The organism is Bradyrhizobium sp. CCBAU 51745 (assembly GCF_028128715.1).
GTDB classification, from domain to species: Bacteria; Pseudomonadota; Alphaproteobacteria; order Rhizobiales; family Xanthobacteraceae; genus Bradyrhizobium; species Bradyrhizobium manausense.
On the sequence record NZ_LBJP01000007.1, the window covers coordinates 725067 to 751927 of the forward strand.

At 64.8% G+C, this 26861-nt stretch carries 26 protein-coding genes; 22 read left to right on the forward strand and 4 right to left on the reverse strand.

All coding sequences use genetic code 11. The annotated features are described in order from the left end of the window. The first annotated feature begins 209 nt into the window (after positions 1–209). Both XH98_RS10565 and XH98_RS10570 read left to right on the forward strand, forming a co-directional pair. The gene (locus tag XH98_RS10565; protein WP_057746920.1) at positions 210–1127 is read left to right on the forward strand and encodes a pirin family protein; all 918 of its coding nucleotides are present in this window, start codon (positions 210–212) and stop codon (positions 1125–1127) included. Between the two features lie 63 nt (positions 1128–1190). Beyond that, positions 1191–2105 carry a phosphoribosylaminoimidazolesuccinocarboxamide synthase gene (locus XH98_RS10570; RefSeq protein WP_271618544.1) on the forward strand — a complete coding sequence of 305 codons (915 nt, stop codon included), beginning with the start codon at positions 1191–1193 and terminating at the stop codon, positions 2103–2105. Between the two features lie 152 nt (positions 2106–2257). Here the strand turns inward: XH98_RS10570 and XH98_RS10575 are convergent, their stop codons facing one another. Both XH98_RS10575 and XH98_RS10580 read right to left on the reverse strand, forming a co-directional pair. Next, on the reverse strand, positions 2258–3751 hold the full coding sequence (locus XH98_RS10575) for an NAD-dependent succinate-semialdehyde dehydrogenase (protein WP_271618545.1): 1494 nt from the start codon (positions 3749–3751) through the stop codon (positions 2258–2260). A gap of 160 nt (positions 3752–3911) precedes the next feature. Then, complete coding sequence (locus XH98_RS10580) at positions 3912–4232, reverse strand: hypothetical protein (protein ID WP_057746926.1); 321 nt, start codon at positions 4230–4232, stop codon at positions 3912–3914. Positions 4233–4569: 337 nt separating this feature from the next. On the opposite strand from XH98_RS10580, the gene XH98_RS10585 reads away from it, so the two are divergent. After that, positions 4570–5763, forward strand: coding sequence for a serine hydrolase domain-containing protein (locus tag XH98_RS10585; RefSeq protein WP_271600352.1), 1194 nt, complete (start codon positions 4570–4572; stop codon positions 5761–5763). Positions 5764–5953: 190 nt separating this feature from the next. Here XH98_RS10585 and XH98_RS10590 read toward each other — a convergent pair whose 3' ends face one another. After that, entirely contained in the window at positions 5954–6955 is a 1002-nt protein-coding gene (locus XH98_RS10590; protein ID WP_271618546.1) for an adenosine kinase, read from the reverse strand. A 126-nt stretch (positions 6956–7081) separates the two neighbouring features. On the opposite strand from XH98_RS10590, the gene murJ reads away from it, so the two are divergent. The 15 genes from murJ (at position 7082) to trmB (ending at position 21642) form a co-directional block, all read left to right on the forward strand. Then, positions 7082–8614, forward strand: coding sequence for a murein biosynthesis integral membrane protein MurJ (murJ, locus tag XH98_RS10595; RefSeq protein ID WP_271618547.1), 1533 nt, complete (start codon positions 7082–7084; stop codon positions 8612–8614). A gap of 67 nt (positions 8615–8681) precedes the next feature. Then, positions 8682–9734, forward strand: a complete 1053-nt coding sequence (gene trpS / locus XH98_RS10600) for a tryptophan--tRNA ligase (protein WP_271600349.1) — start codon at positions 8682–8684, stop codon at positions 9732–9734. A gap of 238 nt (positions 9735–9972) precedes the next feature. Further along, entirely contained in the window at positions 9973–10542 is a 570-nt protein-coding gene (locus XH98_RS10605; protein ID WP_220004224.1) for a NifU family protein, read from the forward strand. A gap of 201 nt (positions 10543–10743) precedes the next feature. After that, positions 10744–11436: a tRNA (adenosine(37)-N6)-threonylcarbamoyltransferase complex dimerization subunit type 1 TsaB gene (gene tsaB, locus XH98_RS10610; RefSeq protein WP_271618548.1), complete on the forward strand. Its 693-nt coding sequence runs from the start codon at positions 10744–10746 to the stop codon at positions 11434–11436. Beyond that, on the forward strand, positions 11433–11918 hold the full coding sequence (gene rimI, locus XH98_RS10615; RefSeq protein WP_271600347.1) for a ribosomal protein S18-alanine N-acetyltransferase: 486 nt from the start codon (positions 11433–11435) through the stop codon (positions 11916–11918). The genes tsaB and rimI overlap by 4 nt, the downstream gene beginning before the upstream one ends. Before the next feature lie 38 nt (positions 11919–11956). Beyond that, entirely contained in the window at positions 11957–12412 is a 456-nt protein-coding gene (locus tag XH98_RS10620; protein ID WP_057746941.1) for a Fur family transcriptional regulator, read from the forward strand. A 5-nt stretch (positions 12413–12417) separates the two neighbouring features. Further along, positions 12418–13098, forward strand: a complete 681-nt coding sequence (locus tag XH98_RS10625; RefSeq protein WP_271618549.1) for an HAD family hydrolase — start codon at positions 12418–12420, stop codon at positions 13096–13098. 190 nt (positions 13099–13288) lie between these two features. Next, on the forward strand, positions 13289–14686 hold the full coding sequence (gene miaB / locus XH98_RS10630; RefSeq protein WP_271618550.1) for a tRNA (N6-isopentenyl adenosine(37)-C2)-methylthiotransferase MiaB: 1398 nt from the start codon (positions 13289–13291) through the stop codon (positions 14684–14686). A gap of 64 nt (positions 14687–14750) precedes the next feature. Then, the gene (locus XH98_RS10635; protein ID WP_271600343.1) at positions 14751–15749 is read left to right on the forward strand and encodes a PhoH family protein; all 999 of its coding nucleotides are present in this window, start codon (positions 14751–14753) and stop codon (positions 15747–15749) included. Positions 15750–15809: 60 nt separating this feature from the next. Next, positions 15810–16319, forward strand: coding sequence for an rRNA maturation RNase YbeY (gene ybeY / locus XH98_RS10640; RefSeq protein ID WP_271618551.1), 510 nt, complete (start codon positions 15810–15812; stop codon positions 16317–16319). Between the two features lies 1 nt (position 16320). After that, the gene (locus XH98_RS10645; RefSeq protein ID WP_271600341.1) at positions 16321–17439 is read left to right on the forward strand and encodes a hemolysin family protein; all 1119 of its coding nucleotides are present in this window, start codon (positions 16321–16323) and stop codon (positions 17437–17439) included. After that, positions 17436–19049, forward strand: a complete 1614-nt coding sequence (gene lnt / locus XH98_RS10650; RefSeq protein ID WP_271600340.1) for an apolipoprotein N-acyltransferase — start codon at positions 17436–17438, stop codon at positions 19047–19049. The genes XH98_RS10645 and lnt overlap by 4 nt, the downstream gene beginning before the upstream one ends. A 228-nt stretch (positions 19050–19277) precedes the next feature. After that, positions 19278–19691: a helix-turn-helix domain-containing protein gene (locus tag XH98_RS10655; protein ID WP_057746952.1), complete on the forward strand. Its 414-nt coding sequence runs from the start codon at positions 19278–19280 to the stop codon at positions 19689–19691. A gap of 86 nt (positions 19692–19777) precedes the next feature. After that, positions 19778–20935, forward strand: a complete 1158-nt coding sequence (locus XH98_RS10660) for a M20 family metallopeptidase (protein WP_271600339.1) — start codon at positions 19778–19780, stop codon at positions 20933–20935. Then, on the forward strand, positions 20932–21642 hold the full coding sequence (gene trmB / locus XH98_RS10665; RefSeq protein WP_271600338.1) for a tRNA (guanosine(46)-N7)-methyltransferase TrmB: 711 nt from the start codon (positions 20932–20934) through the stop codon (positions 21640–21642). The genes XH98_RS10660 and trmB overlap by 4 nt, the downstream gene beginning before the upstream one ends. Before the next feature lie 94 nt (positions 21643–21736). Here trmB and XH98_RS10670 read toward each other — a convergent pair whose 3' ends face one another. After that, a complete protein-coding gene (locus XH98_RS10670; RefSeq protein WP_271618552.1) occupies positions 21737–22819 on the reverse strand; it encodes a DUF2336 domain-containing protein in 1083 nt (360 codons plus the stop codon). A 392-nt stretch (positions 22820–23211) separates the two neighbouring features. Here XH98_RS10670 and rimP point away from each other — a divergent pair, with 392 nt between their 5' ends. The 4 genes from rimP to XH98_RS10690 form a co-directional block, all read left to right on the forward strand. Then, positions 23212–23967, forward strand: a complete 756-nt coding sequence (rimP, locus tag XH98_RS10675; protein ID WP_271600336.1) for a ribosome maturation factor RimP — start codon at positions 23212–23214, stop codon at positions 23965–23967. A gap of 2 nt (positions 23968–23969) precedes the next feature. After that, positions 23970–25580, forward strand: a complete 1611-nt coding sequence (gene nusA, locus XH98_RS10680; protein ID WP_271600335.1) for a transcription termination factor NusA — start codon at positions 23970–23972, stop codon at positions 25578–25580. Positions 25581–25603: 23 nt separating this feature from the next. Further along, complete coding sequence (locus XH98_RS10685; protein ID WP_271600334.1) at positions 25604–26287, forward strand: RNA-binding protein; 684 nt, start codon at positions 25604–25606, stop codon at positions 26285–26287. Positions 26288–26358: 71 nt separating this feature from the next. Then, the coding region (locus XH98_RS10690; protein WP_271618553.1) for a translation initiation factor IF-2 associated domain-containing protein at positions 26359–26861 on the forward strand (503 nt) is incomplete at its 3' end.

Genomic DNA, 26861 nt, shown 5'->3' on the forward strand with positions numbered 1-26861 from the left:
GCAAAGCGAAGCGTGCCCACGGCTTCTTCTCGATTAGAGGAAGACCGTGGGCACGGCGCTGACGCGCCTTTGCCCACCCTACGGCAGCTCGTCGTCGCGCACGACAGCGGAGTACGGCGCTATTGTATCTGTGACGTCTGGTTCCGGCTTTGTCGCGACGGCGATGTGAAATCCTGCTACAATCCTGCCGCCAAGAAAAGGAGCCCGTCATGAGCTGGATGCCTGATAACGATCCCGTGCTCGGCGATCCCAAAACATGCGACGCGCTCGATCTCGTCATCGTGCCGCGCACCCGCGATCTCGGCGACGGATTCGAGGTGCGGCGGGCGCTGCCGCATGGCAAGCGGCAAATGGTCGGGCCCTTCATCTTCTTCGATCATTTCGGCCCGGTGCAGTTCGTCTCCGGCAAGGGCATGGACGTGCGGCCGCATCCGCATATCGGGCTTGCCACCGTCACCTATCTGTTCGACGGGTCCATCATGCATCGCGACAGCGAAGGCAACGTGCAGGAGATCGCACCGGGTGCGATGAACCTGATGACCGCGGGGCGCGGCATCGCCCATTCCGAGCGCACGCCGGATGCGCAACGCGCCTCGGGCCAGAAGATGCTCGGCCTGCAAAGCTGGATCGCGCTGCCTGAAGGCTCCGAGGAGATCGATCCTTCGTTCCAGCATTATGCGGCGGGTGACCTGCCGATGATCTCCGAGCGCGATTTTACCGCGCGCGTGATCGCAGGCTCCGCCTTCGGCATCACCTCGCCGGTGAAAATGGTCTCGCCCTGGTTCTACACCGAGGTCACGGCCGCCGCGGGTGCGAGCGTGCCGCTCGACCCCGATCATGAGGAGCGCGCGATCTACGTCGTCGACGGCGAGGTCGAGATCGCCAATGAGCGCTACGAGGGGCCGCGGCTGCTGATCTTCCGCCCCGGCGACCGCATCACCGTGAAGGCGCTCAAGGCCACGCGGATGATGTTTCTCGGCGGCGATGCACTGGAAGGCCCGCGCCACATCTGGTGGAATTTCGTCTCCTCCAGCAAGGAGCGGATCGAGCAGGCCAAGCAGGACTGGAAAACCGGCCGCTTCGCCACAGTTCCGCAGGAACATGAGTTCATTCCACTGCCGGAATAGGCTAATCCCGTCTCCGGGCGCGCCATCGGGCGCGACCGGATATCCCTTCCGAAGGCTGTGCCGATGACCACCATGCTCTCCAGCGACCTGCCCCTGACCAAGATCGGCCGCGGCAAGGTGCGCGATATCTACGCCGTCGATGACGACCGCCTGCTGCTGCTGACCACCGACCGCATCAGCGCCTTCGACGTCGTGATGGCCGAGACCATTCCGATGAAGGGCGCGGTCCTCACGCAGATCAGCGCGTACTGGTTCAGAAAGCTCGAAGGCATCGTGCCGCATCACATGATCAGCGCCGATGCCGACGAGATCGTCGCAGCCGTACCGGCGTTGAAGCCGCATCGCGCCGAGATCCTCGGCCGCGCCATGCTGTGCCGCCGCACCACCGTGTTTCCGATCGAATGCGTGATCCGCGGCTATCTCTCCGGCTCGGCCTGGAAGGAGTATGCGGCGAGCGGCACGCTGGCGGGGGAGAAGCTCAAGGCCGGCCTCGTCGAGAGCGAGAAGCTGGAGCCTGCGATCTTCAGTCCGGCGACCAAGGCCGAGACCGGCCATGACGAGAACATCACCATCGCCAAGATGCGCGAAGTTGTCGGCGACGAGGTCGCTTACACGCTCGAGAGCATGACGCGCGCGATCTATACGCTCGGCGAGGAGCTGGCGCGCGAGCAGGGCATCATCATCGCCGATACCAAGTTCGAGTTCGGCCGCGACAAGAACGGCCGCATTATCCTGATCGACGAAGTCATGACGCCGGACTCGTCGCGCTTCTGGGCGGTCGATGCCTACAAGCCCGGCCAGCCGCAAGCGAGCTTCGACAAGCAGCCCTTGCGCGACTATCTCGACGCCGAGCGCCGCGCCGGCCGATGGAACGGCGACGCCCCGCCGCCGCCACTGCCCGCGAGCGTGGTGGATGCAACCAGCAAGCGATACCTGGAAGCGTATCGGCGAGTGACGGGGAAAGAGCTGAAGATATAGGCCGCGCTATTTCGTCTCGTTCCGTCATTGCGAGGAGCGCGCGACAAAATTGCGAAGCAATTTTGCGCTGATGCGACGAAGCAATCCAGACTGAATCCGCAAAGGGATTCCGGATTGCTTCGCTTCGCTCGCAATGACGTGGGAGTCGGGGGCTACACCCCCGCCATCATCACGTATTTGATCTCGACATATTCTTCCATGCCGTGATGCGAGCCTTCGCGGCCGAGGCCGCTTTCCTTGACGCCGCCGAACGGCGCGACCTCCGTCGTGATCAGGCCGGTGTTGACGCCGACCATGCCCGACTCCAGCGCCTCGGCGACGCGCCAGACGCGGCCGATGTCGCGGGAGTAGAAATAGGAGGCAAGACCGAACGGCGAGGCGTTGCACATCGCGATCACATCGGCCTCGTCCTTGAAGCGGATGACAGGCGCGAGCGGGCCGAAGGTTTCCTCCTGGGAGACCAACGAATCCGGCTTCACGTCGGCGAGCACGGTCGGCTCGAAGAAGGAACGCCCGAGCTCGCTGCGCTTGCCGCCGGTCACCACCTTGGCGCCGCGCTTGACGGCGTCCGCGATGTGCCGCTCGACCTTGTCGACCGCCTTCATGTTGATGAGGGGGCCCTGCGTCACGCCGGCTTCCGTGCCGTCGCCGAGCTTCATCGCCGCGACCTTCGCCGACAGCTTCTTGACGAACTCGTCGTAGACCTTGTCCTGGGCGTAGAGGCGGTTGGCGCAGACGCAGGTCTGGCCCATGTTGCGGTATTTCGAGACGATCGCACCTTCGACCGCCGCGTCGATATCGGCATCGTCGAACACCACGAATGGCGCATTGCCGCCGAGCTCGAGGCCGAGCCGCTTCACGCCGACCGAGGCCTGCTGGTAGAGAATCTTGCCGACCGCGGTCGAGCCGGTGAAGCCGACGAAGCGCACCGCCGGATGCTCGCACAGCACCTTGCCGATCGGCGGCGCATCACCGGTGATGATGTTGAGCACGCCCTTGGGAATGCCGGCCTTTTCGGCGAGCACCGCCAGCGCCAGCGCCGACAGCGGCGTCTCGTTGGCTGGCTTCAGCACCACGGTGCAGCCCGCGGCCAGCGCCGGCGAGACCTTGCGCGTGATCATGGAGTTCGGGAAATTCCACGGCGTGATGGCGCCGCAGACGCCGATCGGCTGCTTGATCGCGAGCAGCCGCGCATCGGGCCGCTGGCTCGGGATGGTCTCGCCATAGACGCGGCGGGCTTCTTCCGCGAAGAACTCGATATAGGCGGCGCCGATGTCGACCTCGCCGAGCGCTTCCGACAACGGCTTGCCCTGCTCGGAGGTCAGGATCAGCGCGAGATCCTCGCGATTGGCGGTGATCAGCTCGAACCATTTGCGCAAAATGTTGGAGCGCTGCTTGGCGGTGTGCTTGGCCCAGGCCGGAAATGCGCGCTGGGCGGCTTCGACCGCCTTGGTGGTGTCGTCGGCCCCAAGCTGCGGGACTTTTGCGATTTCGACCCCAGTCGCGGGATTGCTCACGGCGAACACCGGCGTGCCGACCCAGGCGCCGTCGATGTAGCAGGCCTCCTTCAGCAACGAGGGGTCCTTCAACCGGTCACGCAGGTTGGCGGTGGCGTGCTGGGCGCGTGCAGCGGCGGTCGGGGTCATGGCGTTACTCCTGGGGTCATCGATTGGCCCGGAATATAAGGAGAGACAGCGCGCAATGCACCGCCCCGCAACGCACATCTGCCGACAGCTAAAGTTAGAGCGCTCAGTTCTTCACCTCTCCCCGAGGGGGAGAGGTATAGCACTCATAGTGCTGAGATGATCAGGCTGCGCCGCTCATATAGGTCTCGCGGCGGCCGATCATGCGTTCGGCCGCGGCCTTGGCGCTGGCCTTCGAGGAGGTCGCACACGTCCGGTATTCGAGATCGGGCGCGTCGGAGGTATCGCGGCGGCCGAACCAGGACTTTGAGCCGACCGGCAGCAGCGCCAGTGCCTGGGCCAGATTGTCGACTGCGCCGAACGAATAGAGCGCGCCTGATCCGGCGATGCGCACCTCGTAAATGCCAGGCGAGATCGGCGCTTCCAGATTTTCGCCCCGTCCGGGACGGGGATAGCGCTTCCATTCGCTCCAGGTCGAAATCATCTGATGTCCCCTCGCGGCCGGTAGGCCGCCAAATTTGCTTCAAGTCTTAACGTCAGCCGCTGATCGGGCCGCGAGCTGAACGCCGCAACGCACAAAATGTTTCAGGTGTTTCAAACACCGGAAAACATACGCCCGGGCCTATCCAAGGTCACGGCCCGTTGCGGCCATCCACCGCAGATTGTGAAGACGTGTTGCAGATCAGTCCTCCCGCGCGGAGCGCAGAGCGTCAAATCACGACATCGCGACCACAGGATGCATATCGCCACGCTTGCCGCACGCGACCCGCGGGAGGACAATCCGACCACTTCCAACAATCATCAAATCGGAGGAAACGCTGATGCAAAGCAAAGCCCAGATCGACGAGATTCTGCGCAAGACAAGCGATGCCAAGGAGATTCCCGGCGTTGTTGCGATCGCCGCCAGCGGCAGCGACATTCTGTATCAGGGCGCGTTCGGCAAGCGCGACCTGTCCAAGCCCGATGCGATGAGTGGTGATAGCGTCTTCTGGATCGCCTCGATGACGAAGGCGGTGACAGCAGCGGGCGCGATGCAGCTGGTCGAGCAGGGCAAGCTGTCGCTCGATGCGCCGATCGGATCGGTGCTGCCCGACCTCGCCAATCCGCAAGTGCTGGAAGGCTTTGATGCCAAGGGCGAGCCAAGACTGCGGCCGGCGAAAAGCGCGATCACGCTGCGCCAGCTCATGACCCACACGGCGGGCTTCTGCTACGACATGTGGAATGGCGAATTCGCGCGCTACATGGAGAAAACAGGCACGCCCGGAATCATCACCTGCCAGAACGCGGCACTGAAGACGCCTGTGGTGTCCGACCCCGGCACGCGCTGGGAATACGGCACCAATATCGATTTCGTCGGCAAGGCCGTGGAAGCCGTCAGCGGCAAGCGGCTCGATGCCTACTTGCGCGACAATCTGTTCGCGCCGCTCGGCATGAGCGACACCGGCTTCAAGATCAGCGACGATATGCGCAAGCGACTCGTCGGCATGCATGCCCGCGGCGAGGATGGCGCGCTTGCCGCGATCCCGTTCGAGCTCGAGCAGAATCCGGAATTCCACATGGGTGGCGGCGGCCTCTATTCGACCGCGGGCGACTACATCAAATTTACGCAGATGATCCTGAACAAGGGCCGCGGCAACGGCAACCAGGTGCTGAAGCCAGAGACGATCGCCATGATGGGACAAAACCAGATGGGCGATCTCAACATGACCAAGATGACGACGGCAGCGCCTGTTTACACCAACGACGTCGATCTCTATCCGGATCAGGTGAAGAAGTGGGGCCTCAGCTTCATGATCAACACCGCCAGGACGGCTGAGGGGCGCAGCGCCGGCAGCCTCGCCTGGGCGGGCCTCGCCAACACCTATTTCTGGATCGACCCGGCGCGCGATGTCACCGGCGTGATCCTGATGCAGCTGCTGCCATTTGCCGATGCGAAATGCCTGCAGGCCTTCGCGGGCTTCGAGCGTGGCGTCTATGCCGGGCTCGACGCGGGCAGTGGGCAAAAGGCGGCGTGAAGAGCACGGCTCTCACAACACGAAGACTGTCATCCCCCGCGAAGGCGGGGGATCCAGTACGCCGCAGCCCATCGATTCAATCACGACGGCCTCGGATTACTGGATCGCCCGGTCCTAGTGCGCAATTGCGCACTGGCCGGGCGATGACGGCGGAGAACGACGCTCGCAATGACGGGGAGAAAGACGGGCCTTAAACCGTCAGCCCGCGCTGCTGGGCCAGCTCCCTCAGCGACACCTGCGGGCGTGCGCCGATGTGCTGGATCACTTCGGCGGCGGCAAGCGCGCCGAGCTCGCCGCATTGCTTGTGCGAGAGGTCGCGCGAGAGGCCGTAGAGGAAGCCCGCCGCGAACAGATCGCCGGCGCCGGTGGTGTCGACCAGCTGCGCGATCGGCGAGGCAGGCGCGGCGACGGCGTCGGTCGGCGTCACCACGACGCAGCCCTTCTCGCTGCGGGTGACCACGCCGAGCTTGACGTCGCTGCGCAGCTGCTTGAGCGCGGTGTCGAAATCGGAGGTCTCGTAGAGCGAGTGCAGCTCCGACTCGTTGGCGAACACGATGTCGGCGGTGCCACCCCGCATCAGCTCGAGAAACTCGTCGCGATAGCGGCCGACGCAGAAGGAGTCCGACAGGGTCAGTGCCACCTTGCGGCCGGCCTCGTGGGCGATCCTGGAGGCCTTCAGGAAGGCTTCCTTGGCGCCCGGCGGATCCCAGAGATAACCTTCGAGATAGACAATCTTGGCAGCCGCGATCTCGGCCGGATCGATATCGGCCGGCGACAGATCCTGCGCCGCGCCGAGATAGGTGTTCATGGTGCGCTCGCCATCACCCGTCACCAGGATGTAAGAGCAGCCGGTGGCGGGCCCGTCCTTCGCGGGCGGTGTATTGAACGCGACCCCGGCGGCGCGGATGTCGTGGACATAGAGCTTGCCGATCTGGTCGTCCTTGACCTTGCCGACATAGGCAGCGCGCGCGCCCAGGCTGCCAATGCCGACAATGGTGTTGGCGGCAGATCCCCCCGAGACTTCCGTCGCCGGACCCATGTCATTGTAGATGGCCGCGGCCCGCGCCTCGTCGATCAGCGACATGCTGCCCTTGGTCATCCCGTGCTTGACCAAAAAGGCCTCATCGGTCCGGACCAGCACGTCGAACAGCGCATTGCCGATGCCGAGAACGTCATATTTCACGTCAGCCATTCACTTTGATCCTGTTTGCCGGATTGCGAACCCCGAGGAAATCCGCTTCCTGTCGAGCTGAAATCTGGCTCGCGGCCTATCACGACCGGCCCTTCGCGGGCAAGCAACGGTATTATAACGGCTCCGATGATCCGCTCCTTCCTGACTGTCTCCACAGGAACACTGGCCTCCCGGCTGCTGGGCTTTGCCCGCGATTCCCTGATCGCGGCGTTGCTCGGCACCGGCACTGTCGCGGATGCGTTTCTGGCCGCCTTCCAGCTCGTCAACGTGGTGCGGCGGCTGCTCAGCGAGGGGGCGCTGAATGCAGCCCTGATCCCGGCTTGGCTGCGCGTCCGTGAGCGCGATGGCGAACAGGCCGCCTCGGCCTTCGCGGGGCGCGTGCTTGGCACGGTCAGCGCATTCCTGATCGTGATCTCGATCGGCATTGCGCTTCTGATGCCGCTGATCATCATGATCATCGCGCCGGGCTTCGTCGGCAGCGCCACGCTCGATCTCGCCGTCCAGAACGCGCGGCTGATGCTGCCTTATCTCGCCTTTGCCGGTCCGGTGACGGTGCTGATGGGCCTATTGAACGCGCAGGGGCGATTTGCGCTCACGGCGTTCTCGCCGCTGCTGTTCAACATCGCGCTGATTGCCGCCATCGCCGCGCTGCTGCTGTGGCATGCCGATGCCGCTCGCTCTGCGTGGATGCTGGCGGCGACCGTGGGCATCGCCGGCCTGCTGCAACTGGTGATGCTGGGCTCGCAGCGAAGCGCGCGCCTGGCGACGCCGTTGCGCGCAAGCTTCGACAAGGAGATGCGCGGATTTTTCGCCAAGGCCATTCCCGGCATGATCGCAAGCTCGGGCCCGCAATGGCTGATGGTGGCGGGCGCGATCATCGCCTCCGCGACCCCATCGGCCGTGTCCTGGCTCTATTTCGCCAACCGCCTGATCGAGCTGCCGCTCGGCATTGTCGGCGTCGCCATGGGCACGGTGCTGGTGCCGGAATTGACTCGCGCCGTCGGCAGCAGCGACCGCGACGCCGTGGCGCATGCCGAATCGCGCGCGCTGGAACTGGCGAGCGGGCTCGCGCTGCCGGCCACGCTGGGCCTTGCCGTGCTGGCGGAGCCGATCGTGCGGCTGCTGTTCGAACATGGCGCCTTCGGCATTGAGGACAGCGCGGCGACCGCGCATGCGCTGATATGGCTGGCGCTGGGCCTGCCCGCGCATGTGCTGATCAAGGCGCTGTCGCCGGCCTTTTTTGCCCGCGGCGACACGATGACGCCGCTGCTCGCAACGGCCAAAGGCCTTGTGGTCGCGATCGCCCTCGCCGTGTTGCTCGGGCATTTCTTCGGCGCAAGTGGCATTGCCGCAAGTATCGCCGCTGGAGCCTGGAGCAGCGCAGCCTCCTTGCTGCGAAAAGGCACTAGCGAATTCGGCTTCTCGCTTGACGTCGCCGCCCGCAAGCGGCTGCCGCGGATCGTGCTTGCCGCAGCTGCCATGGGTGCCCTGCTCTGGCTGACCAGGGATCTGATGCCATCAGAGGCCCATGGCCTGGTTCGCGTCCTGGTGCTGGGCCTTCAGATCGCGGCCGGGATCGCCGTCTACGGCCTGCTTCTGCAAATCCTCGGCGCGGCCTCCTGGCGCGAGGCGGCTGCCGCACTGAGGCGGCCCGCTTAGCGAATTGCCCTTGACGGGGCAGCCTCGCTGTTGGAAACGACGGCCAAATACCTATGGGAAGCTGACCATGCCATTCGTTGAACGGGTCTTTTCAGGCGTCCAGCCGACGGGCAATCTGCACCTCGGCAACTACCTCGGCGCGATCGTCAACTTCGTGAAGATGCAGGAAACCCACAACTGCATCTATTGCGTGGTCGACATGCACGCGATCACGCAAGGCCTGGACGTCTGGGGCGGACCGGTCGAGCTCGCGCGCAACACCCGCGAGGTGACCGCGGCGTTCATCGCCGCCGGCATCGATCCGAACAAGCACATCGTGTTCAACCAGAGCCAGGTCTCCGGCCACGCCGAGCTCGCCTGGATCTTCAACTGTGTCGCGCGCATGGGCTGGCTCGGCCGCATGACCCAGTTCAAGGAGAAGGCCGGCAAGGACCGCGAGAACGCCTCGGTCGGGCTGTTCGACTATCCCGTGCTGATGGCCGCCGACATCCTGCTCTACCGCGCCACCCATGTTCCCGTCGGCGAGGACCAGAAGCAGCATCTCGAGCTCTCGCGCGACATCGCGCAGAAGTTCAACAACGATTTCGGCGACTCGATCCGCGCGCAAGGCACGAATGACGGCCTGTTCTTTCCGCTGCCGGAACCCTTGATCACGGGGCCGGCGACGCGGGTGATGAGCTTGCGCGACGGCACCAAGAAGATGTCGAAGTCGGATGCGTCGGACAATTCGCGCATCAACCTGACCGACGACGCCGACACCATCGCGCAGAAGATCCGCAAGGCGAAGACCGACCCGGAGCCACTGCCGAGCGAAGAGAAAGGCCTGGAAGCGCGCCCCGAGGCCGACAATCTGGTCGGCATTTTCGCCGCCCTCTCCGACCGCTCCAAGGCCGACGTGCTCCGCGAATTCGGCGGCGGCCAGTTCTCCAGCTTCAAGAACGCGCTGGCCGAGCTGTGCGTCAGCAAGCTCGCACCGATCGCCGGCGAGATGAAGCGCCTGGTTGCGGACCCCGGCCACATCGACACCATCCTGAACGAGGGTTCCGACCGGGCCCGCGCCATCGCCGAGGAGACCATGAAGCTCTCCAAGGACATCGTCGGCTTCATCCGCCGGCGGTGATTGCTTATCGTCACAATCATTCCGGGGCGCCCGCAGAGCGAACCCGGAATCTCGAGATTCCGGGTTCGATGCTACGCATCGCCCCGGAATGACGGAACGAGAAGCACGCGAGGGACGACAAAAGGGACCTAACTCCCTGATTTATCTGCAAAACGGTCTTGATCGTGCGTTCTCCGTCGCCATCTGCTAGGGAAGAGGCCACGCGCCGGCCTTGAACCGGCGACGTCTGGAGAAACCCATGTTCATTCAAACCGAAGCCACCCCCAATCCCGCCACGCTGAAGTTCATTCCCGGCCGCGTCGTGTCCGACGGCAGCCCGATGGAATTTTCGAGCCGCGAAGCCGCAACCCGTTCGCCGCTCGCGGAAAAGCTGTTCGACGTGCCCGGCGTCACCGGCGTGTTCTACGGATCGGACTTCATCACCGTCACCAAGGCGGACGGTGAATGGCAGCAGCTCAAGCCCGCGATCCTCGGCGCCATCATGGAGCACTACATGTCCGGCGCGCCGCTGCTCGCCGGCGGCGAAGCGCAGGGCGACATCGATCTCGACGACGAGGACGAATTCTTCGACGAAGCCGATGCCGAGACGGTCGACATGATCAAGGACCTGATCGAGACGCGGGTGCGGCCGGCGGTCGCCAATGACGGCGGCGACATCACCTTCCGCGGCTTCAAGGACGGGATCGTCTATCTCAACATGAAGGGCGCCTGCTCGGGCTGCCCCTCCTCGACCGCGACGCTGCAGCACGGCATTCAGAATTTGCTCAAGCATTTCGTGCCCGACGTGGTCGAAGTCCGGCCGATGTGAGCACGGATGCCGTAGGGTGGGCAAAGCGAAACGTGCCCACCTCCCTGCCGTAGGATAGAGATGGTGGGCACGGCGCAAGAACGCCTTTGCCCACCCTACGAAGTGCGGCGCCATGGGGCTACGTATAGTGAATGACACATGGCGGATAATCGTCTGGTTCGCTAGACTGCCTACTATTCGCCATCAGCCATTCGCTTTTTCATGCTGATCCTTGCCATCGATACCGCGCTGGAGGCGTGCGCGGCCGCAGTGCTCGATACCGACGCCGGCGAGCTCCTTGCGCAGGAGCAGATGCTGATGAAGCGCGGTCACGCCGAGGCGCTGATGCCGATGATCGCGCGCGTGATGCAATCGGCGGACCTTGCTTTCACTGCACTCGACCGCATCGCTGTGACCGTCGGTCCCGGCAGCTTCACCGGCTTGCGCGTCGGCATTTCGGCGGCACGCGGTCTTGCGCTCGCAGCCAAGCGGCCGGCGGTTGGGCTGACGACCTTGTCGGCCTATGCGGCCCCCATCATCGGCCGGAGCGGTTCGGTGCCGGTGATCTCGGCGATCGATGCGCGGCATGACCACGTCTATTTCCAGATCGTCGGCGGCGACGGCAGCCAGCTGGTGCAGCCAGGCATCGCCTCCATCGATGAGGCGATCGCAGCGGCGCGATTCGGCGCGCCACACCTGGTCGGCAACGCCGCGAACATTCTCGCCGAGCGCTGGCCCAAGGATGCGCCACAACCTGTGTCCGTCGACGCGCAGCCCGCACCCGACATCGGCTGGGTCGCGTGGCTCGGTGCCGCGGCCAATCCCGACACGACGCCGGCGCGGCCGTTTTATCTGAAGGCGCCCGACGCAAAGCCGGCCGCATTGCCGCCGCTCGCTCCAGCCGCAAGCTCATGATGAGATGGTTTTCGGACTGGTGGCGCGGCGGCACGGCCGCCGTTGAGCCGGCAGCAGCACGCGACGCGGCACGGCTGGCGCAATTGCACGGCGCGTCCTTTGCGCATGGCTGGGGCGAGAGCGAATTCGAGGCCATGCTCAGCGAGCGCAACACGCTGGTGCACCGCTTGCGCGTGGGGCGCAAAATCATCGGCTTTGCGGTATCGCGGATCGGCGCGGACGAAGCCGAAATCCTCTCGGTCGCGATCGACCAGGCCCACCGCGGCCGCGGCCTCTCCCGCACGCTGCTGATGACCCATCTCGGTCACCTTGCGGGACGCGGCGTGCGAACGATCTTTCTGGAGGTCGAGGAGAACAACCAGCCCGCACGACGCCTCTATGAGAGGGCCGGATTCGTGGTGGTCGGGCGCCGCGAACGCTACTATAAGCAGCCGAACGGGGAACAATTGAACGCACTTCTGATGCGGCGTGACTTGTCGTAACATTGATGGCAGAAAGCGCCCCCGCAGGCGGACACACCATGACCGGACTTAAACCTTCTTCGGCATCCAAGGCGACCGGCATCGAGGCGCGCTGTGCCGCCACCGGCATGCGCATGACCGAGCAGCGCCGCGTGATCGCGCGCGTGCTTGCGGAAGCGGTCGATCACCCCGACGTCGAGGAATTGTACCGACGCTGTGTCGCGGTCGACGACAAGATCTCGATCTCGACGGTCTATCGCACCGTCAAGCTGTTCGAGGACGCAGGCATCATCGAACGCCACGATTTTCGCGAGGGCCGCGCGCGCTACGAAACGATGCGCGACAGCCATCACGACCACCTCATCAACCTGCGCGACGGCAAGGTGATCGAGTTCACCTCGGAAGAGATCGAGAAGCTGCAGGCGGAGATCGCCCGCAAGCTCGGCTACAAGCTGGTCGATCACAGGCTCGAGCTCTATTGCGTCCCGCTCGACGACGACAAGCCGACGTCTTAAGTCTCGTGCCCATCGACCTCATCATCTTCGATTGCGACGGCGTGCTCGTGGACAGCGAGGTGATTTCCTGTCGCGCTCATGCCGATGTGCTCACGCGCCACGGCTATCCGATCACCTCGGCACAGGTGTCCGAGCGCTTCCTCGGCCGTTCGACGAAGCAGGCCAATCTCGAAATCGAAAGCGAGCTCGGCCGCAAGCTGCCCGAGGCCTATCACGGCGATCTCCAGGACGAGCTGTTCCGCGCGTTCGAAGCCGACCTCGAGGCGATCCGCGGCATCCACGACGTGCTCGATGTCGTGACGCAACGCGTCTGTGTTGCTTCGAGCGGCTCGCATCCGCGCATGCAGGTGAGCCTCGGAAGCACGGGGCTCTATGAACGCCTCGCGCCGAATATCTTCTCGTCCTCCCAAGTGGCGAACGGCAAGCCGGCGCCGGACCTGTTCCTGTTCGCAGCCAGCCAGATGGGCGTGCCGCCCGAGCGCTGCGTCGTGATCGAGGACAGCCTGGCTGGCATTGCCGGCGCGCGGGCGGCCGGGATGAAGGTGTTCGGCTTTTACGGGGGCAGCCATTGCGACGACGGCCATGCCGAGACCCTGCGCCAGGCCGGCGCCGACCTGACCTTCGGCGATATGCATGAATTGCCGGACCTGGTTCGGCGCGTCGCCGCGGACGCCCTGACAGGCTGATTTCGGCCTATTGCCGTCATTCCGGGGCACGCGCAACGCGCGTGAACCCGGAATCCAGAGGTTTTCGCGCGAGATTCCGGGTTCGCGCTGGCGCGCGCCCCGGAATGACGACCCAAATCGGCTCATTCGCTGGATTTTCGGTCCCTCAGCCTATATTTGAGGGCCGTCCTCCACCTCACCTCTGGGTTCCATGACGCCGCCGCGCAAGCTGCACATCAAATCATATGGCTGCCAGATGAACGTCTACGATGCCCAGCGCATGGTGGACACCCTGGCTCCGGAAGGATTCGTGGAAACGGCGAGTGCCGAGGATGCCGATCTCGTCATCCTCAACACCTGCCATATCCGAGAGAAGGCCTCCGAAAAGGTCTATTCCGAGCTCGGCCGCCTGCGCGTCGCCAAGGACGAAGCGGCGCGCGAGGGCCGCGCCATGCAGATCGCGGTGGCCGGCTGCGTCGCGCAGGCCGAAGGCGAAGAGATCGTGCGCCGCGCGCCCGTGGTCGACGTCGTGGTCGGACCGCAGAGCTATCATCATCTGCCCGACCTCCTGAAGCGCGCCGGCCATGAAGGCCGCGCGATCGAGACCGAGTTTCCCGCCGCCGACAAGTTCGGCTTCCTGACCCCGCCAAAACCCGATGCGATCCGCGCGCGCGGCATTTCCGCTTTCGTCACGGTGCAGGAAGGCTGCGACAAGTTTTGCACGTTCTGCGTGGTGCCCTACACGCGGGGCTCGGAGGTCTCGCGCCCGGTGGCGAAGATCGTCGACGATGTGAAGCGACTTGCCGACAATGGCGTGCGCGAGCTCACGCTGATCGGGCAGAATGTCAACGCCTATCACGGCGAGGGGCCTGACGGAAAAACCTGGGGGCTCGGCCGGCTACTCGAACATCTGGCGACGATTCCCGGCATCGCGCGGCTGCGCTATTCGACCAGCCATCCCCGCGACGTCGATGACGGTCTGATTGAAGCCCATCGCGATCTCGACGCCCTGATGCCGTTCGTGCATCTTCCGGTGCAGTCGGGCTCGGACCGGATTCTTGCCGCCATGAACCGGAAACATACCGCCGATGATTATCGGCGCGTCGTCGATCGTTTCCGCACCGCGCGCCAAGACATTGCTTTTTCATCAGATTTCATCGTCGGCTTTCCCGGCGAGACTGAGCAAGATTTTCTCGCGACCCTCGCGCTTGTCACGCAAATCGGCTACGCTGCGGCGTATTCGTTCAAATACTCCGCCCGGCCGGGAACGCCGGCCGCGGATATCCAGGAGACGGTGTCCCCCTCCGAGATGGACCAGCGATTGGAGCGGCTCCAGAACTTGATCGACAGCCAGCAATCGGCCTTCAACAAGGCTGCGATTGGCTCAACGGTCGACGTGCTGTTCGAACGCCCGGCGCGCAAGGACGGCCAGATCGTCGGCCGCACCGCCTTCCTCCAGCCCGCGCATGTGATGGCCTCGCCCGACATCATCGGAAAAATCCTTCCGGTCAGGATCGACAGCCTCGAGCGCTACAGTTTCCTCGGCGAGCTCGCCGCGCCACGCCATGCGCGCGAGCCCGCTTTATCATCCATCGCCACTGGAGCCTGAACCCTTGCCAAAAAGCGCATCGGATTCGTCTGCTATCGCTCCCAGCCGCAAATTTGACCGCGACATGCAAGTTCCGCCCGAGACCCAGGTCGTCATCGACTTCGACGACAACCGCGCCGCATCCGCGCTGGTCGGCCCCTACGGCCAGAATCTGGCGCAGATCGAGCGCCGGCTCGGCGTCGTCGTGGACTCCAAGGGCAACCACATCACCATCGGCGGCACCCGCGACGGCTGCGACGCGGCGCGCCGCGTGCTGGAGACTCTTTATGCCCACGCGGTGAAAGGCCAGGACGTCGACCAGGGCGAAGTCGAAGGCGCAATCCGCGCCGTGATCGCGCAAGGGTCCCTGTTCGAGTTTGACGCGAAGTCAGCCAAGTCGACCTTCGACAGCATCAATTTGCGCAAGCGCCCGGTGCGCGCGCGCACGGCGGCGCAAGACTCCTACATCCGCGCGCTGAAGCGTCATGAACTCGTGTTCGGCATCGGCCCCGCCGGTACCGGCAAGACCTGGCTCGCGGTCGCCCATGCCGCGCAATTGTTCGAGCGCAAGGAGGTCGACAAGATCATCCTGTCGCGCCCGGCGGTGGAAGCCGGCGAGCGGCTCGGCTTTTTGCCCGGCGATCTCCGCGAGAAGGTCGATCCGTATCTGCGCCCGATCTACGACGCCCTCTACGACCTGATGGACGCGCGCATCGTCGAGCGCGCGCTGCAGACCGGCGAGATCGAGATCGCACCGCTCGCCTTCATGCGCGGTCGCACGCTGACCAATGCCGCGATCATCCTCGACGAAGCCCAGAACACCACGTCGATGCAGATGAAGATGTTCCTCACGCGTCTTGGCGAGAACAGCCGCATGATCGTCACCGGCGATCCCTCGCAGATCGATCTGCCGAACGGCCAGACCTCGGGACTCGCCGAGGCGACGCGCCTGCTCGATGGCGTCGAAGGCATCGCGCAAGTTCATTTCAAGGCCGAGGACGTGATCCGCCACGAGCTCGTGGCACGAATCGTCGCCGCCTATGAAGGCTCGGCGCAGCGGCCGCCCGCCGGCAACAAATCCTGACGAGACAACAGCGGGACCAGGCGGGCGTTGACACAGCGCCTTATCGTTCCGAACAGAGCCATGTCACATCCCAACCTTCCCATCACCGAGGTCCTCGTCGTCGCCGATTGCTGGCAAGGCGAGCCTGACGCCGAAGCCGTGATCCAGCGCGCCGTTGCGGCGGCCGCCGGATCCGTCGACGAGGACGTCGCGGACGCGGAAGTGGCGGTGATGCTGACCGATGATGCCGGCATCCGCACGCTCAACAGCAACTGGCGCGGCATCGACAAGCCGACCAACGTGCTGTCGTTTCCCGCGCTGCAGCCCGAGGGCGAATGGAAGCCGGGCGATGCGCCGCGCATGCTCGGCGACATCGCGATCGCCTTTGAGACCATGCGGCGCGAGGCGGACGAGGAACACAAGCCGTTCGACCATCATTTGAGTCATCTCGCGGTGCATGGTTTCCTGCATCTGATCGGCTACGATCACGAGAACGACAACGACGCGGAAGAAATGGAAGCACTCGAGACCGAGATCCTGGCTCATCTCGGCATCCCCGATCCCTATGCAGACCGCGCGGGGACGCACTGATATGCCGGACTCAGAGCCTATTCACGACAATCCGCGCAACACGGCCAATCTGCCGGCCGTCGTGACGCCGGGCGAGGTCATGCGCCCGACCGCGGAGGGCTGGCTTTTGCGGGCCATCCGCACGCTGTTCGGCTGGAAAGCCGGCTCGGTGCGTGACGATCTCCAGGTGGTGCTGGACGCATCGACGCCCGATGACACCGGCTTCTCCGCGGTCGAGCGCACCATGCTGCGCAACATCCTCGGCCTGCACGAGCGCCGCATCGCCGACGTCATGGTGCATCGTGCCGACATCATCGCTGTGAAGCGCGACATTCCGCTCGGCGAATTGATGGATCGGTTCGAGAGGGCGGGCCATTCGCGCCTCGTCGTCTACAACGAGACGCTCGACGATCCCGTCGGCATCGTCCACATCCGCGATCTGCTCGCCTTCATGACCGCGCGGGCGCGCGTCTCGGAGGCCACCAAGACCAAACGCAAGAAGCCGCTGCCGGCCGGGCTCGATCTGAAGGCCGTGGACCTCGCGCTGCCGCTGCAGGATGCGCGCATCATCCGCAAGCTGCTCTACGTGCCGCCGTCGATGCGCGCGATCGACCTTTTGGCGCAGATGCAGGCGACGCGCATTCACCTGGCCCTCGTCGTCGACGAATATGGCGGCAGCGACGGGCTGGTTTCGCTCGAGGACATTGTCGAGCAGATCGTCGGCGAGATCGACGACGAGCATGACAGCGACGAGCCGCCGTCGATCGTGCGGCTGCCCGACAACGCCTTCATCGCCGACGCCCGCGCCAGCCTGAAGGATGTCCGCACCGTCATCGGCGAGGACTTCGTCACCGGCGAGGCCGGCGAGGAAGTCGAGACGCTGGGCGGCTATCTCGTCAGCTTCGTCGGGCGCCTGCCGGTGCGCGGCGAGGTGATCTCCGGTCCCGGCCATTACGAGGTCGAGGTGCTCGATGCCGATCCGCGCCGCGTCAAGCGGCTGCGCATCTCGACCCGGAAAGAACGCCCCACACCGCGCACCCAGCGCGAGCGAAGCCGCCGCGAGGCCGCACCCGACAGCGGCCAGCCGCCGGCCAGTGACACCCCGACCCCGCCGCCTGCCGACGGGACCGGCCCGCAGTGAGCGCGTTCCAGCGTTTCCGGCAGATTGCGCTTGCCATCATCCTGACCTGGGGATGGAAGCGCGCGTTCCTCGCGATGGCGTGCGGCGCGTTCTCGGTGCTGGCGCTGGCGCCATTCAACGTCTTTCCGGTGCTGTTCATCACCTTCCCGGTGATGGTCTGGCTGATCGACGGCGCGGGTGCCGGACGTTACGGCGGCGTCCCCGCCGCGGCGCTGACCGGCTATTGGTTCGGGCTCGGCTATTTCGTCCCTGGCCTCTACTGGATCGGCTACGCCTTCTTCGTCGACGCCGACGTGTTCGCCTGGCTGACGCCGTTCGCCGTGCTGGGATTGCCGGCCTATCTCTCCGTCTTCACGGCGATCGGCTTCGCGCTGGCCCGCCTGCTCTGGACCAAGGACGCCACCCGCATTCTCGCGCTCGCCGCAAGCCTCACCATTGGCGAATGGCTGCGCGGGCACGCGCTCACGGGTTTTCCCTGGAACGCGTTCGGCTATGCGCTGTCGGAGCCGCTGGCGCTGGCACAGACGGCCTCGCTGATCGGCCAGTGGGGCATGACCTTCCTCACGGTCGCGATCTTCGCAAGCCCGGCGGTGCTGATCGACCGCACGCGCGATCGCAAGCCGGCATGGCGCGTGCCGGCTGCGGCGCTCGCGCTGCTGGTCGTCATGGGCATTTTCGGCGCGATCCGCCTGTCGCTGCATCCGACCACGATGGTTGCGGGCGCCAAGCTGCGCCTGATGCAGCCCAACCTGCAGCAGGACCTGAAATTCAACTACTCCGCCAAGGCGGCGGTGATGAAGAAATATCTGGCGCTGTCGGACCGCGCCTCCGGACCGCAATCGAGCGGCGTGAGCGCGGCCACAATCCTGATCTGGCCGGAATCAGCCTTTCCGTTCTTCCTGACCCGCGAAGCCGACGCGATGGCTGAGATCGCCGCGCTGCTGCCCAAGGGCACGGTGCTGATCACCGGCTCGGTCCGCGCGCCCGATCTGCCACCGGGCACGCCGATCACGCGGGCCTACAATTCAATCTATGTGATCGACCACGACGGCAGTGTGCTCGCCGTCTACGACAAGCTGCACCTGGTGCCGTTCGGCGAATATCTTCCGTACCAGGGCATCATGGAGAAGCTCGGCTTCGAGCAACTGACGCGCATGCGCGGCGGCTTCATTCCCGGTACGGTGCGGCACATGCTACCGGTGCCGAGCGCACCGCCCGCATTGCCATTGATCTGCTACGAGGCCATCTTCCCCGACGAGATCGGCACGCGCGACGAGCGCCCGGGCTGGATGGTGAACCTCACCAATGACGGCTGGTTCGGCATTTCGACCGGTCCGTACCAGCATCTGGAGCAGGCGCGGATGCGCGCCATTGAGCTTGGACTGCCGCTGGTCCGCTCGGCCAATACCGGCATCTCGGCCGTGATCGATCCGGTGGGACGGACGGTGGCCAGCCTCGGCCTCGGCATCGAAGGCATTTTGGACGCAAATCTGCCGACCGCAATCCCGCCCACGATCTATGCGAGAGTCGGTGACATCCCCGCAGCCATGCTCGTCGCACTGGCTGTGATTTTGGCGGTGCGGCGGCGCGTTGCCAAACGGCGCCCCTGATTACCGCGGCTTGCGATGTCCGGCGAGGTGGCCGGAATCCTTTGACAACCGTAGTCCCACGGTTGACAGACTGCACACGGGCTCCCCATTCTGCACCGTCTGCAAAAGACAGCGGTGCATTGCTAAATTTCTCCGCAATGTTTCCCCAATCAGAGTGAAGTTTTGACGTCGCTGTCACCTGAGGCAATCGTTCATTGCGCCGACGGTGGTGTTTGGAGGGCTGAGGAAATGTCGAAAGCGCCCAACCCTGTTGACAAATATGTCGGCAGTCGCGTGCGCATGCGCCGCATCATGTTGGGCATGAGTCAGGAAAAGCTCGGTGAAGCTTTGGGCCTGACATTCCAGCAGATCCAGAAATACGAGAAGGGCACCAACAGGGTCGGCGCGAGCCGCATCCAGCAAATTGCAGAGATTCTGCAGGTGCCGGTATCGTTCCTGTTCGAAGGCGGACCGAGCGGCGTCGCCGGCCCCGACGGCTTCGCCGAAGGCGCGTCGCCCTCTTATGTCTCGGACTTCCTCGCGACATCGGAAGGGCTCGCTTTGACCAAGGCGTTCACCCGAATCACCGATTCGAAGCTGCGCCGTTCGATCGTCGATCTGGTCGAGCAGATCGCCGCCCGCGAAGGCCCGGACAAGCGCTGAGGCGCTTTTTCATTCCGATTTGAGACTGCGCCAAATCTGGCCTATGTCGTCATTTGCGGACCGCGCCTCGCGCTGCCTCCGCTTAAATGATGCGATTCAAAGGCACAGATACGTCCATGGCGAGCTCCAATTCATTCGATTCCCAAACTATCCTCGCCGGTATCCGCCGCTGGGTGGAGATCGAGACGCCGACGGAAGTGCCCGAGCAGGTCAACAAGCTGACCTCGATGGTTGCCGATCATTATCGCGATCTGCCCGTCACGCTCGAACGCATCGCCGGTGTCGATGGCTGCGGCGATCATCTTGCGGTGCGTTCGACCTGGGGCCAGGACCGACCCGGTATCCTGGTGCTTAGTCATCTCGATACCGTTCATCCCATGGGCTTCATCGCGCGGCTGCCGTTCAAGGTCGAAGGCGACAGCGCGTTCGGTCCCGGCATCTACGACATGAAGGGCGGCGCCTACATCGCCTATCACGCCTTTCGCGAGCTGTGCGCTGCACCCACCCGTCCACCGCTCGGCATCACCCATCTGTTCACCTCCGACGAGGAGATCGGAAGCCCGACCTCACGCGCGCTGATTGAGAACGAGGGGCGCAAGGCCAAATACGTGCTGGTGACGGAGCCGGCGCGCGACGGCGGCAAGATCGTCACCGGACGCAAGGGCGTCGGGCGCTTCCAGGTGTTCATCAAGGGCGTGCCCGCGCATGCCGGCTCGCGGCCCGAAGACGGTCGCAGCGCGGTGCGTGAGCTCGCCAACGTCATCCAGACGCTGGAAGGGATGAACGATCTGACGCGCGGCGTCACCGTCAATGTCGGCGTGGTGCGCGGCGGCACCCGCCCCAACGTCACGCCGGAAGAAGCCTATGCCGAAGTCGATCTGCGCGTGCCTGGTACCAACGACGCGGACGAGTTCGTCGGCAAGATCCTCGGACTGACCTCGCAGACACCAGGCGTGACCGTGACCGTCACCGGCGAGCTCAACCGTCCGCCTTACGAGAAGGGCAATGCCGGCGCCTCGCTGTATGAGCATGCCAAGACGGTGGCCGCCGAACTTGGTTTCGAGCTCGTCGATACCCACACCGGCGGCGGCTCGGACGGCAATTTCACCGCGCCTTACACCGGCACGCTCGACGGTCTCGGCGTCGACGGCAAGGGCGCGCACACCCATTATGAGCAGCTCTACGTCTCATCGCTCGAACCGCGCGCCCGCCTGCTCTATCGCCTGTACCAGACGCTGCGATGAGCGAACGCAAGTCAGATCCCGATCGTGCCGACGGCGAGCGCGCCTTCTTCGGACGGCGCAAGGGTCACAAGCTCAGGCAGCACCAGGCCGATCTGGTCGATCATCTGCTGCCGCATCTGTCGCTCGACATCACGGCGGGAAGACCGGCGAACGCGAACGAGATCTTCGATCCCGCGGCCGAGGATGTGCGGCTCGAGATCGGCTTCGGCGGCGGCGAACATCTCGCCGCGGAAGCGCAAAACTTTCCGACCACCGGCTTCATCGGCTGCGAGCCTTACGTCAACGGCATGGCCAAGATCCTGGCGCAGATCGAAGCGGCCAACATCCGCAACATCCGCCTGTTCGCCGGCGATGCCGCCGAGCTGCTGGCCTGGCTGCCCGATTCCTCGCTGTCGCGGATCGACCTGATCCATCCCGATCCCTGGCCGAAACGACGGCACTGGAAGCGACGCTTCGTGCAGGACAGGACCATCGCTGCGATGGCGCGCGTGCTGAAGGCGGGCGGTGAATTCCGCTTCGTCTGCGACATCGACGATTACTGCGCCTGGACGCTGTCGCATCTGTCGCGCGCGTCGGATTTCACATGGCTCGCCGAGCGCGCCGATGATTTCCGTCAGCCCTGGGTCGGCTACACCATGACGCGCTATGGACGAAAAGCCGCGCGCGAGGGACGCAAGGCGGCGTATTTGCGGTTCAGAAGAAGCTGATTGTCGTTCCGGGGCGATGCGAAGCATCGAACCCGGAACCTCGAGATTCCGGGTTCGCGCTTTCGCGCGCCCCGGAATGACAGACGAGAGAATCTCAGATCGTCTGCCGGTTGCGCCAGAAATTCACGACGCGCTCGGCGGTCGATGGCATCAGGCGGGCGAAGTTCAGGCGCGCCTGCTCGAGATCGGCATCACCAGGGGTGCGATGCGGCCCGTACCACATCAGGATCAGCGCGCGCACCGTCGGCCAGCCCAGATTCAGCACACGGCCGATGACCAGAATCGGATCGTAGCGGTCGCCCGCGAGCAGGCGATCGAGCATCGCCAGCCTGACGCCTGACATCGCCGAGAGCGTGGCAACCGATTCCTCGTATTTGTGCGCCTTGGCGAAGCCGAGCAGCGCGCTCTCGCCGAGATGGCCGCCGCGATGCAGACCGAGCACCGTGCGTTGCGCGTCCGAGAAATCTCGTCGCGGCCCGGGCGGCAGCGAAGCCTCCTCGATCGCCGCCATCGCGCGGTTGATCTCGACCTGACGCGTCGGATTGACCACCGTGGAAAGGCGACGCCTGATGACGTCGAGCGTGCCGTCCAGAAGCTCCTTGAGGTGCTCGCCCGAAAGATCCTCGCGTTGGCCGATCTTGAGCGTCAGCACGCCGTCCTGGCTCGCACGCTTGATCAGCTCCGAATAGCCGCCCGGCGAGAAATGCGCCCCGGCGTTGCCGGCGGCGCGGCGCACCACGTCGCGATCGCCGCGCTGGACCAGCACGTCGGTGATCTCGGTCGACAAGGTCGGCCGCTCCGTTATCGCCAGCAGATGGCCCTGGCCTTTCAGCCGGGCGATCTCGACAAGCGCGGCTTCATCGAGCACGGGCGAGCGGCGCAGCACAGGACCCGCCACCATGATCTCGTTTTCACGCGCAAGCTGGCCGACCAGATGAGGCGGCGCATTGTCCAGCCGTGAGAAGCGCTCGGCGAGATCGACCCGCGCGGCAAGCTCGGCATGCGGGACGAGGTCGATCAGGAGATTGTCAAAGAGATCGACCAGCTCGGGACGGAGATTTGAAGCGTCCCGGAAGAACAGCGCGCAGATAGCGCTCGCGATCTCGCCACGACGCCGGGGATCACCGCGTTTGACGATATCGTCCAGTCCGGGAATGAGCGACGTGGCAACGGTCATGGAACGCAAACTCGAATCTGGCACGCCGTGGGCGCGCCATAGCTCAAGCCGCTCCACGATTGCGGAATCTAGGCCCCCTTCGTGAAAGAAGCGTTGCTCCCAGGGGCGCCGGTCGGCACTCCCCAGGGGCGCCAAGGGGCGACGGCCAGAGGCGCAAAAAGCCACATCCGCCTGCGATGGGCCTTGTCCGGGGGAGCGGAAAGGGCTATATCAGCGCCAATTCATCTTCTCATACGATCCGCGTAGTGAGAGTGGGCCCGAAAGGACCCGCTCTTTTTTATTACCTGAACGCGGCTCGGCGGAAGATTGCGGCCCGACGCTGTCGGGAAAGTTCCGAAGCGGGCTTTGTCCTCTTAGCCAAGCGTTAACCATCGAGCGCCTTGACCCCTGATATGACCGGACCGACCACTGGTTCCACCGATGCCGAGTTGCTGGCCGAGCCGAGGCTCGTGGTCGAGCCGGGCGTGGCGGCACGGGTGTCTGCGGTCGCGGCGCCGGTGCTCGAAGGCATGGGCTACCGCCTGGTGCGGATCCGTATTTCGGGCGAGGCCGGCTGCACCGTGCAGATCATGGCCGAACGGCCTGATGGTTCGATGCAGCTCGAGGATTGCGAGGCGATTTCGCGGGCGCTGTCGCCGGTGCTTGATGTCGCCGACCCCATCGACCGCGCCTATCGGCTGGAGATCTCCTCGCCGGGGATCGATCGGCCGCTGGTGCGCCGCTCCGATTTCGAACGCTATTCCGGCCATCTGGTGAAGGTCGAGATGGCCGTCGCCCATGAGGGCCGCAAGCGGTTCCGCGGCATTCTCGGTGCCGTCGAAGGCGACCGCGTGCACCTGCGTCGCGACGACGCCAAGGCGGGCGACGACGCCGACGTGCTGCTGACCATGGAAGATATCGGTGAGGCACGGCTGGTGCTGACCGATGAGCTGATCGCCGAATCGATGCGCCGCGGCAAGGCCGAGGAGCGCAAGATGCGCCGCGATCTCGGTCTGGAGCCGCCGCAGGCACCCCACGCCGAGATCAGTGCAAAAATCACCAAGAACACCAAGCCGAAAAAGAAGCCGGCACCGACCAATACCAAGAAACATCGCCTTGCCGCCGAACGCGCGCGGCGCGGCGAGATCGAGCCTGACGAAGGAGACTAGCCATGGCAGTCAGCGCCAATCGACTTGAATTGCTCCAGATCGCCGACGCCGTCGCCCGCGAGAAATCGATCGATCGCGGCATCGTCATCGCGGCAATGGAAGATGCCATCGCCAAGGCGGCGCGCGCCCGTTACGGCAGCGAGACTGACGTTCACGCCGAGATCGACCCGAAGAAGGGCGAGCTGCGGCTGTCGCGCCACATGCTGGTGGTCGACAAGGTCGAAAACCACTCCAACCAGATCTCGCTGATCGACGCGCAGCGCGCCAATCCGGGCGCCCAGGTCGGCGACACGATCGCAGACACGCTGCCGCCGCTGGAATATGGCCGCATCGCCGCGCAATCGGCCAAGCAGGTGATCGTGCAGAAGGTGCGCGAGGCCGAGCGCGACCGGCAATATCAGGAATTCAAGGACCGCATCGGCGACATCGTCAACGGCGTCGTCAAGCGCGTCGAATATGGCAGCGTGATCGTCGATCTCGGCCGCGGTGAAGCCATCATCCGCCGCGACGAGATGCTGCCGCGCGAAGTGTTCCGCAACGGCGACCGCGTCCGCGCCTATATCTTCGACGTCCGTCGCGAGACCCGCGGACCGCAGATCTTCCTGTCCCGCACCCATCCGCAGTTCATGGCGAAGCTGTTCGCGCAGGAAGTGCCTGAAATCTATGACGGCATCGTCGAGATCAAGGCGGTCGCCCGCGACCCCGGCTCGCGCGCGAAAATCGGCGTGATTTCCCGCGATTCCTCGGTCGATCCGGTCGGCGCCTGCGTCGGTATGCGCGGCTCGCGCGTGCAGGCCGTGGTGAACGAATTGCAGGGCGAGAAGATCGACATCATTCCGTGGTCGCCCGACATCGCGACCTTCGTGGTCAACGCGCTGGCGCCGGCCGAAGTGTCCAAGGTCGTGATCGACGAAGACCGCGAGCGCATCGAGGTCGTGGTGCCCGATACCAACAACCAGCTCTCGCTGGCGATCGGCCGCCGCGGCCAGAACGTGCGCCTGGCCTCGCAGCTCACCGGCTGGGACATCGACATCCTGACCGAGCAGGAGGAATCGGAGCGCCGCCAGGCCGACTTCGAGAACTCCACCCGTGTCTTCATGGAATCGCTCAATGTCGACGAGGTGGTCGGCCAGCTGCTGGCGTCCGAAGGCTTCACCTCGGTCGAGGAACTCGCGATGGTGGACCTCAAGGAACTCGCCAGCATCGAGGGTTTCGACGAGGAAACCGCGCAGGAGCTGCAGAGCCGTGCTCGTGAATATCTCGATCAGCAGGAAGCCGAGATCGAGGCCAGGCGCAAGGAGCTCGGCGTCGAGGACGCCGTGAAGGACGTGCCCGGCGTGACCTCGAAGATGCTGGTGAAGTTCGGCGAGAACGACATCAAGACAGTCGAGGACCTCGCCGGCTGCGCCACCGACGATCTGGTCGGCTGGACCGAGCGCAAGGAAGGCGGCGAACAGACCAAGTTCGCCGGCGCGCTCGACGGCCTCGGCATCTCGCGTGACGAGGCGGAAGCCATGATCATGCAGGCCCGCGTCAAGGCTGGCTGGATCACCGAGGCGGACCTCGCCAAGCCGGCCGAAGAGGCCGACGCGGCCGAAGATCAGCCGGCTTAAGGGCCAGGGAGAATGTCGCCCGGATGCTTGCCAGCGTTGACAGCGAACTTGACCATGGACCGCGGGCCGAAAGGTCCGCGACCATGCGCATGTGCGCGGTCAGCCGCGAGGTCCGGCCGATCGATGAGCTGATCCGCTTTGTCGTATCGCCTGCCGGCGATATAGTTCCCGATCTCAAGCGCAAGCTGCCTGGACGCGGCATGTGGGTGACCGCCTCGCGCCAGGTGGTTGCGGAAGCCGTGCGGCGTCACCAATTTAGCAAAGCCTTCAAGCGCGAGCTGCGCACTCCCCAGACGCTTCCCGCCGACATCGAGGCGCTCCTGGTCCGGAGCGTGACCGAAGCCCTTGGGATTGCCGCCAAGGCGGGCCAGATCGTCACCGGATTCGGCAAGGTCGAGAGCGCCCTCAGGGAAGGCACGGTCGAGGTCCTGATCCACGCCAGCGACGGGGCCGCGGACGGAATCCGCAAATTGGACATGCTGGCACGGCAAAATGCCGGAAATCGCGGTACCAAGCCGCAGATTCCCGTCATCACCGCCCTGAAATCGGTAGAATTGGATTTGGCACTGACCCGGTCAAATGTGATACATGCTGCCCTGCTCGCGGGCCCGGCGAGCAAGTCATTCCTGTCACGTAGCCAGATGCTGGTCCGATACCGGATGGCGGACGCTGACAAGACTGCCGAAAAGCCCGGCCAGGATTTCTGAGAGACAACGACGACCCGATAGGACGGTGCGGAAACGCACAACACTGAATAAATCAGGATTAGGACTGCTGAATGGTTGATACCAAGACCCCTGACGACAAGAAGCTGAGCGTTCCGAGCAAGACGCTATCGCTCAAGCCGCGCGTCGAAACGGGCACTGTGCGCCAGAGCTTCAGCCATGGCCGCAGCAAGCAGGTCGTGGTCGAGAAGCGCGGCAAGCGCCGCATCGACGGCACCCCTGAGCCGCAGGCCCCCACGGTTGTTGCAAAGCCGGCGCCGGCTGCGCCCACGCCCGCCCCGTCACGCCCGGTGCCGCCGCGCAACGCCGGCTCCGGCGTCGTGCTGCGTACCTTGACCGAGGACGAACGTTCCGCTCGCGCCAGCGCGCTCGCTGACGCCAAGGTTCGCGAAATCGAAGAGCGCCGCCAGGCCGAGGAAGAGGCCCAGCGCCGCGCCGTCCGCGAGGCCGCCGAACGCGCCGAGCGCGAAGCCGCCGAATCCCGCCGCAAGGCCGAGGAAGAGCGTCACCGTCACGAGGACGAAGCCAAGCGCAAGGCCGAGACCGAAGCCAAGAA

What these genes read in the sequence shown, in the direction of transcription:
- XH98_RS10635 (WP_271600343.1), top strand. Translation starts at nt 14,751, where the DNA reads ATGCAAGTTCCGCCCGAGACCCAGGTCGTCATCGACTTCGACGACAAC.
- XH98_RS10660 (WP_271600339.1), top strand. Translation starts at nt 19,778, where the DNA reads ATGATGCGATTCAAAGGCACAGATACGTCCATGGCGAGCTCCAATTCA.
- XH98_RS10670 (WP_271618552.1), bottom strand. Translation starts at nt 22,819, where the DNA reads ATGACCGTTGCCACGTCGCTCATTCCCGGACTGGACGATATCGTCAAA.
- trpS (WP_271600349.1), top strand. Translation starts at nt 8,682, where the DNA reads ATGCCATTCGTTGAACGGGTCTTTTCAGGCGTCCAGCCGACGGGCAAT.
- rimI (WP_271600347.1), top strand. Translation starts at nt 11,433, where the DNA reads ATGATGAGATGGTTTTCGGACTGGTGGCGCGGCGGCACGGCCGCCGTT.
- XH98_RS10685 (WP_271600334.1), top strand. Translation starts at nt 25,604, where the DNA reads ATGCTTGCCAGCGTTGACAGCGAACTTGACCATGGACCGCGGGCCGAA.
- miaB (WP_271618550.1), top strand. Translation starts at nt 13,289, where the DNA reads ATGACGCCGCCGCGCAAGCTGCACATCAAATCATATGGCTGCCAGATG.
- XH98_RS10585 (WP_271600352.1), top strand. Translation starts at nt 4,570, where the DNA reads ATGCAAAGCAAAGCCCAGATCGACGAGATTCTGCGCAAGACAAGCGAT.
- XH98_RS10580 (WP_057746926.1), bottom strand. Translation starts at nt 4,232, where the DNA reads ATGATTTCGACCTGGAGCGAATGGAAGCGCTATCCCCGTCCCGGACGG.
- murJ (WP_271618547.1), top strand. Translation starts at nt 7,082, where the DNA reads ATGATCCGCTCCTTCCTGACTGTCTCCACAGGAACACTGGCCTCCCGG.
- XH98_RS10620 (WP_057746941.1), top strand. Translation starts at nt 11,957, where the DNA reads ATGACCGGACTTAAACCTTCTTCGGCATCCAAGGCGACCGGCATCGAG.
- XH98_RS10645 (WP_271600341.1), top strand. Translation starts at nt 16,321, where the DNA reads ATGCCGGACTCAGAGCCTATTCACGACAATCCGCGCAACACGGCCAAT.
- rimP (WP_271600336.1), top strand. Translation starts at nt 23,212, where the DNA reads ATGACCGGACCGACCACTGGTTCCACCGATGCCGAGTTGCTGGCCGAG.
- XH98_RS10575 (WP_271618545.1), bottom strand. Translation starts at nt 3,751, where the DNA reads ATGACCCCGACCGCCGCTGCACGCGCCCAGCACGCCACCGCCAACCTG.
- XH98_RS10565 (WP_057746920.1), top strand. Translation starts at nt 210, where the DNA reads ATGAGCTGGATGCCTGATAACGATCCCGTGCTCGGCGATCCCAAAACA.
- XH98_RS10605 (WP_220004224.1), top strand. Translation starts at nt 9,973, where the DNA reads ATGTTCATTCAAACCGAAGCCACCCCCAATCCCGCCACGCTGAAGTTC.
- XH98_RS10655 (WP_057746952.1), top strand. Translation starts at nt 19,278, where the DNA reads ATGTCGAAAGCGCCCAACCCTGTTGACAAATATGTCGGCAGTCGCGTG.
- nusA (WP_271600335.1), top strand. Translation starts at nt 23,970, where the DNA reads ATGGCAGTCAGCGCCAATCGACTTGAATTGCTCCAGATCGCCGACGCC.
- XH98_RS10590 (WP_271618546.1), bottom strand. Translation starts at nt 6,955, where the DNA reads ATGGCTGACGTGAAATATGACGTTCTCGGCATCGGCAATGCGCTGTTC.
- ybeY (WP_271618551.1), top strand. Translation starts at nt 15,810, where the DNA reads ATGTCACATCCCAACCTTCCCATCACCGAGGTCCTCGTCGTCGCCGAT.
- XH98_RS10570 (WP_271618544.1), top strand. Translation starts at nt 1,191, where the DNA reads ATGACCACCATGCTCTCCAGCGACCTGCCCCTGACCAAGATCGGCCGC.
- trmB (WP_271600338.1), top strand. Translation starts at nt 20,932, where the DNA reads ATGAGCGAACGCAAGTCAGATCCCGATCGTGCCGACGGCGAGCGCGCC.
- tsaB (WP_271618548.1), top strand. Translation starts at nt 10,744, where the DNA reads ATGCTGATCCTTGCCATCGATACCGCGCTGGAGGCGTGCGCGGCCGCA.